The sequence below is a fragment of the Streptomyces sp. NPDC017520 genome, assembly GCF_044329855.1.
Classification (GTDB): domain Bacteria; phylum Actinomycetota; class Actinomycetes; order Streptomycetales; family Streptomycetaceae; genus Streptomyces.
Genome location: NZ_JBIRKB010000001.1, coordinates 789,853 through 802,972, shown reverse-complemented (window position 1 = coordinate 802,972; position 13,120 = coordinate 789,853). Strand labels below are relative to the sequence as shown.

At 72.5% G+C, this 13,120-nt stretch carries 10 protein-coding genes; 3 read left to right on the top strand and 7 right to left on the bottom strand.

All coding sequences use genetic code 11. The annotated features are described in order from the left end of the window. Positions 1-299 precede the first annotated feature (299 nt). Positions 300-1,184, top strand: coding sequence for a methyltransferase domain-containing protein (locus tag ACH4KB_RS03555; protein WP_398063138.1), 885 nt, complete (start codon positions 300-302; stop codon positions 1,182-1,184). A gap of 76 nt (positions 1,185-1,260) precedes the next feature. On the opposite strand, the gene ffh is transcribed toward ACH4KB_RS03555, so the two are convergent. The 6 genes from ffh to ACH4KB_RS03525 all read right to left on the bottom strand — a co-directional run bounded on the left by ffh (position 1,261) and on the right by ACH4KB_RS03525 (position 9,458). Next, the gene (gene ffh / locus ACH4KB_RS03550; protein ID WP_398063136.1) at positions 1,261-2,808 is read right to left on the bottom strand and encodes a signal recognition particle protein; all 1,548 of its coding nucleotides are present in this window, start codon (positions 2,806-2,808) and stop codon (positions 1,261-1,263) included. Between the two features lie 169 nt (positions 2,809-2,977). Further along, complete coding sequence (locus tag ACH4KB_RS03545; RefSeq protein ID WP_398063134.1) at positions 2,978-3,346, bottom strand: hypothetical protein; 369 nt, start codon at positions 3,344-3,346, stop codon at positions 2,978-2,980. 72 nt (positions 3,347-3,418) lie between these two features. Then, a complete protein-coding gene (locus ACH4KB_RS03540; protein ID WP_398063132.1) occupies positions 3,419-5,878 on the bottom strand; it encodes a [protein-PII] uridylyltransferase in 2,460 nt (819 codons plus the stop codon). 38 nt (positions 5,879-5,916) lie between these two features. Further along, a complete protein-coding gene (locus tag ACH4KB_RS03535; RefSeq protein WP_007452846.1) occupies positions 5,917-6,255 on the bottom strand; it encodes a P-II family nitrogen regulator in 339 nt (112 codons plus the stop codon). After that, positions 6,252-7,604: an ammonium transporter gene (locus ACH4KB_RS03530; RefSeq protein WP_398063130.1), complete on the bottom strand. Its 1,353-nt coding sequence runs from the start codon at positions 7,602-7,604 to the stop codon at positions 6,252-6,254. The genes ACH4KB_RS03535 and ACH4KB_RS03530 overlap by 4 nt, the downstream gene beginning before the upstream one ends. 378 nt (positions 7,605-7,982) lie before the next feature. After that, positions 7,983-9,458, bottom strand: coding sequence for a hypothetical protein (locus ACH4KB_RS03525; protein ID WP_398063128.1), 1,476 nt, complete (start codon positions 9,456-9,458; stop codon positions 7,983-7,985). A 474-nt stretch (positions 9,459-9,932) separates the two neighbouring features. Here ACH4KB_RS03525 and ACH4KB_RS03520 point away from each other — a divergent pair, with 474 nt between their 5' ends. Continuing rightward, complete coding sequence (locus tag ACH4KB_RS03520; protein ID WP_398063126.1) at positions 9,933-10,580, top strand: bifunctional DNA primase/polymerase; 648 nt, start codon at positions 9,933-9,935, stop codon at positions 10,578-10,580. An 88-nt stretch (positions 10,581-10,668) separates the two neighbouring features. On the opposite strand, the gene ftsY is transcribed toward ACH4KB_RS03520, so the two are convergent. Next, positions 10,669-11,880, bottom strand: a complete 1,212-nt coding sequence (ftsY, locus tag ACH4KB_RS03515; protein WP_398063124.1) for a signal recognition particle-docking protein FtsY — start codon at positions 11,878-11,880, stop codon at positions 10,669-10,671. Between the two features lie 256 nt (positions 11,881-12,136). On the opposite strand from ftsY, the gene ACH4KB_RS03510 reads away from it, so the two are divergent. After that, complete coding sequence (locus ACH4KB_RS03510; protein ID WP_398063122.1) at positions 12,137-13,114, top strand: LLM class flavin-dependent oxidoreductase; 978 nt, start codon at positions 12,137-12,139, stop codon at positions 13,112-13,114. Positions 13,115-13,120: the final 6 nt, after the last annotated feature.

Below are 13,120 nucleotides of genomic sequence, written 5' to 3'. Positions count from 1 at the left end.
TGGCGTACGCCCCCGGGGCTCCGGAGGCGGAGTGCGCGGGCGGCTCGCGCTCCTGACGAATCCGCCCGAGAGACTACCCGCCGCCGCGCTCGACGTGCCCGGCGCGGGGTGTCGGGTAAGACTGGTCGGAGAGCAGATGTGGCACGGGGCGCACGAACGGGGCACGCAAGCACTGCTCCGCACCCCCCTGGACGGAACGGCGGATGCGCAGTTCTCTGGCTACGGGGGTGCGGAACACACGCACACGGGGGACGTCCACTCGGGCACGACCGACCTCTTGGCGGATTGGGGCACTTTCCATGACACCAACGCTCGTCCGGCACCAGCCGGCCGCGGATGGATCCGCACCGGCGGACGCCGGTACCCGCGCACGCGACTGGGCCGAGATCCAGGAACGCATGCTCGCGCCGCTGTACGAGGCGGTGTACGACCGGATGGAAGTCGGGGCCGCCACCCGGATGTTGTCCCTCGGCTGTGGCTCGGGCCTCGCGATGCTTGTCGCGGCCGCCCGGGGGGCGCACGTCACGGGTGTGGACTCCGACCGCGAGCGCCTGGCGCTGGCCCGGGCACGGCTGCTGCCCGAGGCTGGCTGGGACGACGCGCCCGCGCACTCGCCGCATCCTGCCCGCCGCCGGGCCAGGCTGCTGGAGGACGGGCTGCCCGCGCCCGTCGGCGCGGACGGCGCCCCGTACGACCTCATCACGGTCTTCGAGCCGATCGGCTGTGCGGCCGGGGACGCCGAGGGGCTGGTGCCGGCGCTGCGGTCGGCCGTGCCGCTGGCGGTCCGGGGCGCCTCGGTGGTGCTGACCGGATGGGGGCCGCCGGAGCGCTGCGCGACGGCCGCGGTGCTGCGGGTGGCCGCGCGGCTGGCGGAGGCCGCGCGTCCGCCGCGTACCGACCCGGACAGGTGGCGGCCCACGCTCCGGGACGATCTGGAGGACGTGGCGGCGCGGGCCGGGCTGAAACCGGACGGTTCGGGACGGGTGTCCTGCCCGTTCGGCTACGCGGACGTGAACAGCGCGGTGCGCGGCCTGCTGTCCACCGGGCTCTTCGACGCCGCCGTACGGGCCACGGACCGCTCCCAGGTGGAGAAGGAGGTCGCGGAGGCCCTGCATCCGCACCGGCGGCAGGACGGCACGGTGTGGATGCCGAACGTCTTCCGCTATCTGGTCTGCGTGACCTGAGCCGACGGGGAGTACGACACGCGTAAGGGGCGCCCTTGAGAAAGGGCGCCCCTTACGCGTGGTGCTTCTGCTCGCGTTACATGAACTTCTTGAACTCGTCCGGCAGCTCGAAGTTCTTGTCCTCCAGGGCGGGCAGACCGAACGCGCCGCCCTGGGCCGCCTGCTCGCGGCGCTCGGCGGCGGCGGCCTCCTCGGCCTTGCGCTTCATGGGGTTGCCGCTCTTGCGCTTGCCCTTGGCCTGCTTGACCTGCTTCTTCTGACGGCCGGGGCCGCCGCCCATGCCGGGCATGCCCGGCATCCCGGGCATGCCGCCGCCCTGGGCCATCTTCGACATCATCTTGCGGGCCTCGAAGAAGCGCTCCACCAGGCTCTTGACCGCGGAGACCTCGACGCCGGAACCCTTGGCGATACGGGCGCGGCGCGAACCGTTGATGAGGGTCGGCTCGGCGCGCTCCTTCGGGGTCATCGACTTGATGATCGCGGCGGTGCGGTCGATGTCGCGCTCGTCGATGTTGTTGATCTGGTCCTTGATCTGCCCCATGCCGGGCAGCATCCCGAGCAGCTTGGAGATGGAGCCCATCTTGCGGACCTGCTCCATCTGGGCCAGGAAGTCGTCGAGGGTGAAGTCCTTGCCACCCTTGCTCGACTGGAGCTTCGAGGCCATTTTGGCGGCCTCTTCCTGGCTGAACGTCTTCTCCGCCTGCTCGATCAAGGTGAGCAGGTCACCCATGTCGAGGATGCGGGAGGCCATCCGGTCGGGGTGGAACGCGTCGAAGTCCTCCAGCTTCTCGCCGTTCGACGCGAACATGACCTGCTTGCCCGTGACGTGCGCGATCGACAGGGCCGCGCCACCGCGGGCGTCGCCGTCGAGCTTGGAGAGCACCACGCCGTCGAAGCCGACGCCGTCGCGGAAGGCCTCGGCGGTGTTGACCGCGTCCTGACCGATCATCGCGTCGACGACGAAGAGGATCTCGTCGGGGCTGACGGCGTCGCGGATGTCCGCGGCCTGCCGCATCAGTTCCTGGTCGATGCCGAGGCGGCCGGCGGTGTCGACGATGACGATGTCGTGGACCTTGGCCTTGGCGAACTCGATGGAGTCCTTGGCGACCTGGACCGGGTCGCCGACGCCGTTGCCCGGCTCGGGGGCGTACACCGCGACGCCGGCGCGCTCGGCGACGACGCTCAGCTGGTTGACGGCGTTGGGGCGCTGGAGGTCGCAGGCGACGAGCAGCGGGCTGTGGCCCTGGCCCTTGAGCCAGAGGCCGAGCTTTCCGGCCAGCGTCGTCTTACCGGCGCCCTGGAGACCGGCGAGCATAATCACGGTGGGCGCGGTCTTGGCGAACCGCAGCCGCCGGGTCTCGCCGCCGAGGATGGAGACGAGCTCCTCGTTGACGATCTTGACGACCTGCTGGGCGGGGTTCAGCGCCTGGGAGACCTCGACGCCGCGCGCCCGCTCCTTCACGTTGGCGATGAAGGCCCGGACCACGGGCAGGGCGACGTCGGCTTCCAGCAGGGCGATACGGATCTCGCGTGCCGTGGCGTCGATGTCCGCCTCGGACAAGCGGCCCTTGCCCCTGAGGTTCTTGAAAGTCGCGCTAAGGCGGTCGGAGAGAGTATCGAACACGGCGCTCGTCGGTCCTCAGGGTCGGGGGCGGGGCAGGTCAGTCGCCCTCCAGGGTATCCGTCCCCCGGGGAACGCCAAGCCCTCGGCCGGATACGGAGCCGGGCGGGGCCGCGCGGAGCCCGTCCCGGACGGTGCGGGGCGGGCTCGGTGGGCACCGGTCGGCGGGGTGTTACTTGAACGCCTTGAGCAGGCCGCCGATGAAAGGTATGGCCAGGAGCGAGAGGAAGACGGTACTGATCGCATCGTCCGAGACGCCGTAGAACACGGCTATGCCGATGATCACGACCAGCGTTCCGACGCACCCGCAGCCCTTCGCGGCCCTGTCGCCGGCTCTTTGGGCCCTCTGATCGGCCCACTGTCTTCGCATCTCCGCCATGTACTGCTCGCGGAAGGCGATCTCCTCGGGGCTTCTGGCGGGCTGGCCCCAGTTGAAGCTGACGTTCCCGTGGACATCCCGGATCTGGTTCACCGGGCTGTGGAAATTTCCTCCGGAGATCTCGTTGGAAAGGTATCCGTCCTCATCGCGTAAGTCCCCCATGGGCTCACGGTAGGGCCGCCTCGGCGCGCCGTCAGCAGGGCGGAGCGTGCCGGTCGTGCTCCTGCGGCCGGCTCAGCCCAGTGCCTTCTCCACTCCCCGGGCGACCTCGGCGGCCCGGGCCGGGGACAGTGGTTCGTCGTCGGTCCCGGTGACGTAGAAGGCGTCCACGGCGTTGGCGCCGAGCGTGGAGACATGGGCGCTGCGCACGCGTACCGCGCTGCCTTCCAGGGCGGTGCCGATCCGGTGGAGCAGGCCGGGGGCGTCCTGGGCGCGGACCTCGATGACGGTGGCGCGGCGGGAGCCGGCGGCGGCCACGGTCACCCGGGGCGGCGGGGCCTTCACGCCGCGCCGGCGCGGGTAGGCGGCCTCGCGTTCGGCGAGGCGGGCGCGGATGTCCAGGGAGCCGTCGAGGGCGCGTACGAGGTCGGCGCGGAGGCGGGCGGCCTGCGGGAGGGACCCGTACTCGGCGGCGACCCGCCAGCTGAGCAGCAGCAGGTCCGCCCGCTCCCCCAGCTCGTTGGGGAGCTCCACCGCGCGCAGGTCGGCGGCGCGCACGGTGAGGCGGTGCAGGGCGAGGACGCCGGCGGCGGCGGGCAGGACGCCGGGGCGGTCGGGCAGGGCGATGAGGAGTTCGACGCCTACGGGTTCCACTTCGCCGTCCCCGACGGGCTCCTCGGGCCGGGTGTGCAGGGCGAGGACGGGTTCGCCGGTGCGCAGGGCCTCGACGGCGAGGCGTTCGTGCTCGGCGCTGGGCGCGGCCTCCTGGGGCTCGTCGGGGGACTCCCCGGTGAGGGCGGCGGCGACGCGTTCGACGAGGGCGGTGACGAGGGAGGCCCGCCAGGAGCTCCAGGCGGCGGGCCCCGTGGCGAGCGCGTCGGCCTCGGTGAGGGCGTGCAGCAGTTCCAGCGTGGAGGTGCTGGAGACGGCTTCGGCGACCGACCGCACGGTGGCGGGGTCGTCGAGGTCACGTCGGGTGGCGGTCTCGACGAGCAGCAGATGGTGGCGTACGAGGGTGGCGATGACGCCCACGTCGTGGGTGTCGAAGCCGATGCGGGTGGCCATGTCCCGGGCAATGACCTCGCCGGCCACGGAGTGGTCGCCGGGCCAGCCCTTGCCGATGTCGTGCAGGAGGGCCGCGACCAGGAGGAGGTCGGGGCGGTGGACGCGGCGGGTGAGGAAGGAGGCGCGGACGGCGGTCTCCACGAGGTGCCGGTCGACGGTCCAGGTGTGGACGGCGTTGCGCTGGGGGCGGCAGTGGACGCGTTCCCAGTCGGGCAGCAGCCGGGTGATGATCCCTTCCGCTTCGAGCGCCTCCCAGACGCCGACGGTGGCCTCTCCCGCGCCGAGCAGGGTGACGAGTTCCTCGCGGGCCTCGGGGGGCCAGGGGACCGGCAGCGGCTGGGCGGTGGCCGCCAGGTGGCGTACGAGGTGGCGGGAGAGCGGGAGCCCGGCCTCGGCGGCGGCCGCGGCGGCGCGCAGGGTCAGGACCGGGTCGCGTTCGGGGCGGGCGGCGCGGGCGAGGACCACTTCGCCGTCCGCGTCCACCACGCCGTCGGCGAGCGGGGTGCGCTCGGGGGCGGCCTTGGAGCCGAGCCCGCCGCTGAGCAGGGCGCGGAGCCTCGGGCGGACGGAGCGGGCGCGCAGGACCCGGTTGACCTCGCGCCAGGTGACGTCGGTGGCGTACGAGATGGTGCGGGCGGCCTCGTAGACCTTGCGGAGCAGGGTGTCGGCGTCGAGGAGGCCGAGGGCCTGGGCGACCTGGTCCTGTTCCTGGAGGGCGAGGCGGTCGGCGGCGCGCCCGGTGGTGAGGTGGAGCGCGTCACGGGCGTCCAGGAGGGTGCGGCGGGCCTGGTCAAGGCCTTCGCGGGGGGCGTCGGCGACCCAGGAGGCGGCCACCGCGCGCAGGGCGGTGGCGTCGCGGAGGCCGCCGCGGGCCTCCTTGAGGTCGGGTTCCAGGAGGAACTGGAGCTCGCCCATCCGCTCGGCGCGCTCCTGGCAGAGCTCGTGGAGGGCGGGGAGGCGCCCCGGGGCCTGGTTGCGCCAGTCGGCGAGGATCGCGGTGCGCAGGGAGGCGACGAGGCCGAGGTCGCCGGCGACGGGGCGGGCGTCGAGCAGGCCGAGCTGGACCTTGAGGTCCTCGCCCGCGGTCTTCCTGGCCTCGCCGGGGGTGCGTACGGAGTGGTCGAGGGCCAGGCCCAGGTCCCAGACCGGGTACCAGAGGGCGTCGGCGAGGGCGGCGAGGGCCGCCGCGTCGGCGCTGCCGTCGTGCAGGAGGAGCAGGTCGAGGTCGCTGCGCGGGGAGAGCTCGCCGCGGCCGTAGCCGCCGACGGCGACGAGGGCAGCGCCCCGTACCCCGGCGCGTGGAGCGGCGGCGGTGAACAGGCCGGTGAGCCAGTCGTCGGTGAGGCGGGCGAGGGCCGCACGGCGCGGCGGCCCGGGCCGCGCCTCCTGCTGGAGGAGGCGCAGCCGGGCCGCCGCGTAGCCGCTGGGCCCCGGGCCTTCGGTTCCGGTGGTCACTTCGGTACTCGTCACCCGGTTGCCTTCCGTTCGCGGGGCCGTAGGGCCTTTCGTCAGAGGGCGTCCGGGCCGCGCTCGCCGGTCCGGACGCGGACGGCGGTCTCGACCGGGACGCTCCAGACCTTCCCGTCACCGATCTTGCCGGTACGGGCGGCCTTGACGACGACCTCGATGAGCTGTTCGGAGTCCTCGTCCTCGACGAGGACCTCGATGCGGATCTTGGGGACCAGGTCGACGGTGTACTCGGCGCCCCGGTAGACCTCGGTGTGGCCGCGCTGCCGCCCGTAACCGCTGGCTTCCGTGACGGTGAGCCCCTGGACGCCGAAGGCCTGGAGCGCCTCCTTGATCTCGTCCAGCCGGTGGGGCTTCACGACCGCGGTGATGAGCTTCATGCGTCCACCTTCTTTGCCTTCGGTGCTGCCGTCGGGTCCGTCGCGGGGGCGGTGGTGCGGGAGACCGTGCCGCCGCCGGCGCCGCTGAAGTCGTACGCCGTCTCGGCGTGCTCGACCTGGTCGATGCCGGAGATCTCGTCGTCCTCGGAGACCCGCATCCCGATCGTCTTGTCGAGCAGGAGGGCGATGAGGGCGGAGACGACCAGAGAGTACGCGAGGACGGCGACGACGCCGATGGCCTGCTTGCCGAGCTGTTCGAGGCCGCCGCCGTAGAAGAGGCCCTTGGCGTCGGACTGCACACCGCCGGTGGCGAAGAAGCCGACCAGGAGGGAGCCGATGATGCCGCCGACGAGGTGGACGCCGACGACGTCCAGGGAGTCGTCGTAGCCGAACCTGTACTTCAGGCCGACCGCCATGGCGCACAGGACACCGGCGATGACGCCGATCGCGATCGCGCCGAGCGGGCTGACGGAGCCGCCCGCCGGGGTGATGGCGACGAGTCCGGCGACCGCGCCGGAGGCGGCGCCCAGGGTGGTGCAGGCGCCGTGGCGCAGCTTCTCGTAGACGAGCCAGCCGAGGACGGCCGCGGCGGTGGCGACCTGGGTGTTCAGGAACATGACCGCGCCGACGCCGTCGTCGTTGCCGAGCCAGGATCCGGCGTTGAAGCCGAACCAGCCGAACCACAGGAGGGCCGCGCCGAGCATGACGAGCGGCAGGCTGTGCGGCCGCATCGGGTCCTTTTTGAAGCCGACGCGCTTGCCGATGACGAGGATGACGCCGAGGGCGGCGGCACCGGCGTTGATGTGGACGGCCGTGCCGCCGGCGAAGTCGATGACACCCATCTCGAAGAGCCAGCCGCCGGCGCCCCAGACCCAGTGGGCGACGGGGAAGTAGACGACGGTGACCCACAGGACGATGAACACCGCCCAGGCCGTGAACTTCACCCGGTCGGCGAGGGCGCCGCTGATCAGGGCGGGGGTAAGGACGGCGAACATCAGCTGGAAGACGGCGAAGACGTAGACCGGGATGGTGTAGCCGTCCCAGAGTTCGGTGACGCCGATGTCGCTGAGGCCGACGTAGTCGGAGCTCCAGCCGATGACCGAGCCGACGTCGGCGCCGAAGGCGAGGCTGAATCCGTAGAGCACCCACAGGATCGTGACGATCCCGAGGCTGATGAAGCTCATCATCAGCATGTTGAGGGTGCTCTTGACGCGGACCATGCCTCCGTAGAAGAAGGCCAGGCCGGGGGTCATGAGCATCACCAGGGCCGAGCAGATGAGCATGAACCCGGTGTTGGCGGCAGACAGCTCGGGGGCGTCTGCGGCAAGCGTCGTGATGCCTGGGGGCATCGGCGTCTCCTCGTCGTCGGGGCGGCCGCGGCGTGCGGGGGAGTGCTGCGGGACCACTGGGAAGGTGCGGGCCGGCTGATGGGTCGGGTGTGGGCCGGTTATGAGCCACGAGGTTGACGGAGGGCCGTTTCCGGGGATGCCGCACGATGTTTCGCGGGCGTGACGAAGAGGGATCGCGTGTTACGGCCGAATGAATCCGGGGTGGCGCGTCCGGTGCCCTGCCCGCCCCGCGGCGGACGCCGCATACGGTGCGGTTGAAACGCCCGGGGGCCTCGGAACACGAAACCGGCCACGGCGGCCCTCCGGGTGACCAGGCAACGGGGGAGCCGGGTCGGGCTGTACGGAAGGGGCGCCGCGGCCGGGGCCGAGGGGTGCCGGTCAGACCGCTTCGGCGGTCTCCGGCAGCTGTTCGTGGAGCAGCTCGGTGAGCCGGGCGACGTCGGCGACGTCGCCGAAGTCCCTGGCAGCGGTGTCGACGGTCTTGCGCAGGCGGGTGTTCACCCGCTCGGAGCGGACCTTCTTGGCGATCTTCAGGGCTCGGGCGGCGAGCACGGTGGACTGCTCGGGCTCCCGCTGGAGGAGATGGACGGTGGCCATGCCGATGAGGTTGAGCGCGTAGGAGCGCTGGTGCTCGTCGTCCTCGCCGAACAGCTCGACGGCCCTGTCCATGACGGGCTGGGCGAGCGAGGCGTACGTGGGGCTGCGGCCGGCGACGTAGGCCAGGTCACGGTAGGAGTGGGCGTTCTCCCCGTTCAGCTCCGCCTCGGAGAAGAAGCGGATCCAGTCGGGCTCCGGCTCGCCGTCGAGACCCGCGTCCAGGAAGGTGTCCTCGGCCATCCGGACGGCACGCTTGCACTTGCTGGGCTGGCCCATGTTGGCGTAGGCGCGGGCCTCCATCGCATACAGCATCGCCTGCGTACGGGAGGTGGCGCAGTCGCGGCTGCCGTACTGCGCGAGGTGGATCAGTTCCAGGGCGTCGTCGGGGCGGCCCAGGTGGATCATCTGGCGGCTCATGCTGGACAGGATGTAGCTGCCGAGCGGCTTGTCCCCGGCTTCCTTGGCGGCGTGCAGGGCGAGCACGAAGTACTTCTGGGCGGTGGGCTGGAGGCCGACGTCGTAGCTCATCCAGCCTGCCAGCTCGGCCAGTTCGGCGGCGCAGCGGAAGAGGCGCTGGGCGGTGGGACCCGGCTGGGGCTCCTGGAGCAGGTCGGTGACCTCGTGCAGCTGCCCGACGACGGCCTTGCGGCGCAGTCCGCCGCCGCACTGGGCGTCCCACTGCCGGAACATCGCGGTGGTGGACTCCAGCAGGTCCAGCTCGGGCCGGGAGAGCCGTGACGGGCGGTGGGCGTCGGCCGGGGGCTCCGGCTCGCCGGGGCTCTGGGCGGGCACGGGCACCAGCCAGCGCTGCATCGGTTCGATGAGGGCGGGCCCCGCGGCCAGCGCCAGGGAGCTGCCGAGGAAGCCGCGCCGGGCCAGCATCAGGTCGCTGCGGGAGAACTCGCTGAGCAGGGCGACGGTCTGGGGCCCGGCCCAGGGCAGGTCGACCCCGGCCACCGAGGGTGACTGGTGGGCGGTGCGCAGCCCGAGCTGTTCGATGGCGACGACGGTGCCGAAACGCTCCGAGAACAGCTCGGAGAGGATGCGCGGGATCGGCTCGCGCGGCTGCTCCCCGTCGAGCCAGCGCCGCACCCGGGAGGTGTCGGTGCTGATGTGGAGGGCGCCCATCTGCCGCGCCCGCCGGTTCACCTGACGTGCCAGCTCGCCCTTGGACCAGCCACTGCGCACGAACCACGACCCCAACTGCCCGTTGGGGCGCTTCCCGGCATTCGTGTCGCCTGCGCCGCTGCCACTCACTGGAACGCCCCCATCCCGCCGAAACCTCATCGCGCGAACCATTATCAGAATGCCGTGCGTCGGTGCTGCCCGTACGAGAGGTGAAGCGCATCGCCATCGGCATCACCGACATCCCCGAACAGAAGAACCGACAGCACCGAACAGAGAATCGGGTTGCCCGCGGCATACCCGTGGGTGCACATACTCCCAGGGTTCATGTACCGACGGTAATCCTACGATCACCCCTCCCGCGAGGGGGATTGAGGAAACGCCACCATTCGCCACCCCTTCGAATGAACCCGACTGCCGCTGGCCGCGCTTGACTTGAGCAACCAGGACCGAGGGCAAGCGGATGGATGCACTCGGGGGCGCGCACTCCGTGGCGCACTCCCTTTCGCACTACCGCGCACGCCACTCGATCGAGTTTCAGCGACGGAGGGTTACCCGAGCGACGCGGGTCGTAACCACCGGCGAGCCGGACCCGTTGGAGGGGGCATGGGCTTCACGATCGGCGGCATCCGGGAGATGCGTTCCGGTGTTCGGCGACGCCATCGCGCCACCGAGGGCACGGCGGTGGCCGAGTACACGGGGCTGTGGGGCTGGGCGGTGACGCCCGGAGCACGGGCCGGGGCCGGCTCCTGCTCGTGCGGCGAGCCGGCCTGCCCCGCCCCGGGAGCCCACCCGCTGGGCTTCGCCCGGGAGGTTCCCGCGGGCGCCGGCCTGGAGCGCGCGTCGGACGCCTGGGCCGAGACGCCGGGAGCGGCGATGCTGCTGCCCGTGGGCCGCGCCTTCGACGTCCTGGAGGTCGCGGAGGGGGCCGGGCGACGCGCCCTGGTACGGATGGAACGGATGGGGCTGCCGTCGGGGCCGGTCGCGGTGACGCCTACCGGGCGGGCGCAGTTCCTCGTCGCCCCCGGGGCAGCCGCCGAGCTGCCCGAGCTGCTCTACCGGATGGGCTGGGACGACGCGGGCCTCGATCTGCGCGCCCTCGGCCCGGGGAGCCACATCACCGCCCCGCCCTCCGACCTCGGCGGCCTCGGCCCGGTCCGCTGGCTGCGGCCCCCGCTGCTGGACACGGCGGCCGCTCCCCCGCAGGCGCGGCTGCTGCTGGGGACACTGGCGTACGTCTGTCACCGCTCGTAGCGCTCGCGGCGGGCACGACGAGCGGCGGACGGGCGGCAGGCTCCACACAGGAGCCGCCGCCCGTCCGCCGTACCGGATGTGCGGTGGGTCAGTCGCCGATCAGGGCGTCGACGAAGGCGCCCGGCTCGAACGGGGCGAGGTCGTCCGCCCCTTCACCGAGGCCGATCAGCTTCACCGGTACGCCCAGCTCGCGCTGGACCGCGATGACGATGCCGCCCTTGGCGGTGCCGTCGAGCTTGGTGAGGACGATGCCGGTGATGTCCACGACCTCCGCGAACACCCGCGCCTGGACGAGGCCGTTCTGTCCGGTGGTGGCGTCCAGGACGAGCAGGATCTCATCCAGCGGGCCGTGCTTCTCCACGACGCGCTTGACCTTGCCCAGCTCGTCCATGAGGCCGGTCTTGGTGTGCAGCCGGCCGGCGGTGTCGATGAGGACGACGTCCGCGCCCTCGGCGATGCCTTCCTTGACCGCGTCGTAGGCGATCGACGCCGGGTCACCGCCCTCGGGCCCGCGGACCGTGCGCGCTCCGACCCGCTCGCCCCAGGTCTGGAGCTGGTCGGCGGCGGCGGCGCGGAAGGTGTCGGCCGCGCCGAGCACCACGCTGCGGCCGTCAGCGACGAGCACCCGGGCCAGCTTGCCGGTGGTGGTGGTCTTGCCGGTGCCGTTGACGCCGACGACCATGACGACGCCGGGGGTCTCGGCACCGCCCTCGGTCCTGACCTCGCGGTCGAAGTCCGGGCCGAGCAGCGTGATCAGCTCTTCGCGGAGCAGGGTGCGCAGGTCCTCCGGGGTGCGGGTGCCGAGCACCCGGACGCGCTCACGGAGCCGCTCGACCAGTTCCTGGGTGGGGGCGACGCCGACGTCGGCGGTGAGGAGGGTGTCCTCGATCTCCTCCCAGGTGTCCTCGTCGAGGTTGTCGCGGGAGAGCAGGGTGAGGAGCCCCTTGCCCAGCGAGTTCTGCGAGCGGGCGAGCCGGGCCCGCAGGCGGACGAGCCGGCCGGCGGTGGGCTCGGGGACCTCCAGCGCGGGCGGCGCGGGGGCCTCGGCGACCGGGGCCTCCTCCGCGGGCGCGGTGGCGTCCGGGAGGCCGACTTCGTCGATGGTGCGCCGCGCTTCGTCGCGCGGCGTCTCGGCCTCCTCGCCGACCTGCGGTTCGGCGGGAGGAGTGATGGTCGGCGCGCTCGGCGGCGGGGGCGGCAGCTTCTTCTTCTTGCGGCTGCCGACCACGAGCCCGCCGACCAGGCCGACAGCGACCAGGGCGATGACTACAGCGAGGATGACGATTTCGACGAGTTCCATAACCCGTCCAGTATCGGCCACGGCCGTGCCGCGGGCGCGGCCCTGCCTGCCCCCCGGCGATCCATCGGGGCCATATGCACCTTTTGGCGGTAATGCGAACACCGGCCTCTGTCATTCTGACGCTACGTCAGCTACGGTGCCCGCCGCCCGTCAGACTGCCCGCCAGCCTTGCCTGCCCCGCCTGCCCTGCCTGCCCCGCCTGCCTTGCCTGCCCCGCCTGCCCTGCCTGCCCCGCCTCGGCGAAGGGACGCCTCCGATGGCCTTCACAGTGGTCCGGTTCAATCTCGTCGATCCAGCAGCCGCACCCGTATCGCTCTCGGCCCGCTATCGCGCCGCCCTGGAGATGGCGGCGTACGCGGACGAGCACGGCGTCGACACGGTGCAGACCGAGGAGCACCACGGGGTGGCGAACTCCTGGCTGCCCTCCCCGTTCACCTTCGCCGGGGCGGTCTTCGGCGCCACCCGCCGGATCGCGGTGACCGTCTCGGCGATCATCGGCCCGCTGCACGACCCGCTGCGTCTCGCGGAGGACATCGCGGTGCTGGACCTGTTGAGCGCGGGCCGGCTGGTGACGGTCGCCGGGATCGGCTACCGCCCCGAGGAGTACGAGCGGGCCGGGGTCGCGTGGGGGCGGCGCGGCAGGCTCCAGGACGAGCTGCTGGAGACGCTGCTGGCGGCGTGGACCGGGGAGCCGTTCCCGTACCGGGGCCGTACGGTACGCGTCACCCCGCGCCCGTCCACCCGCCCGCACCCGGTGCTGCTGGTCGGTGGCAGCTCACGGGCGGCGGCGCGGCGGGCCGCCCGGCTGGGGCTGCCGCTGTTCCCGAGCGCGCATCTGCCGGAGCTGGAGGCTTACTACCACGAGCGGCGCGCGGTCCACGGCACGGAGGGCTTCTGCATGATGCCCGCGGAGCGCACCCCGCTGCTGCATGTGTCCGAGGACCCGGACCGTACATGGGGGGAGTACGGCGAGCACCTGCTGCACGAGGCGCGGACGTACGCCTCCTGGCAGTCCGAGGACATCCGCTCGGCCGTCCGCTCGGCGGCGACGACGGTGGCGGAGCTGCGTGCGGAGGGGGTGTACCGGATCGTCACGCCGGACGGGCTGAGGGGCCTGGAGGCGGAGAGCCTGGTGTTGCACCCGCTGTGCGGCGGGATGCCGGTGGAGGAGGGTTGGCGCAGCCTGCGGCTGTTCTGCGAGGCCCTGGAAAGGCCGGCTGCCCCGGCTCGGTGAGCCGGG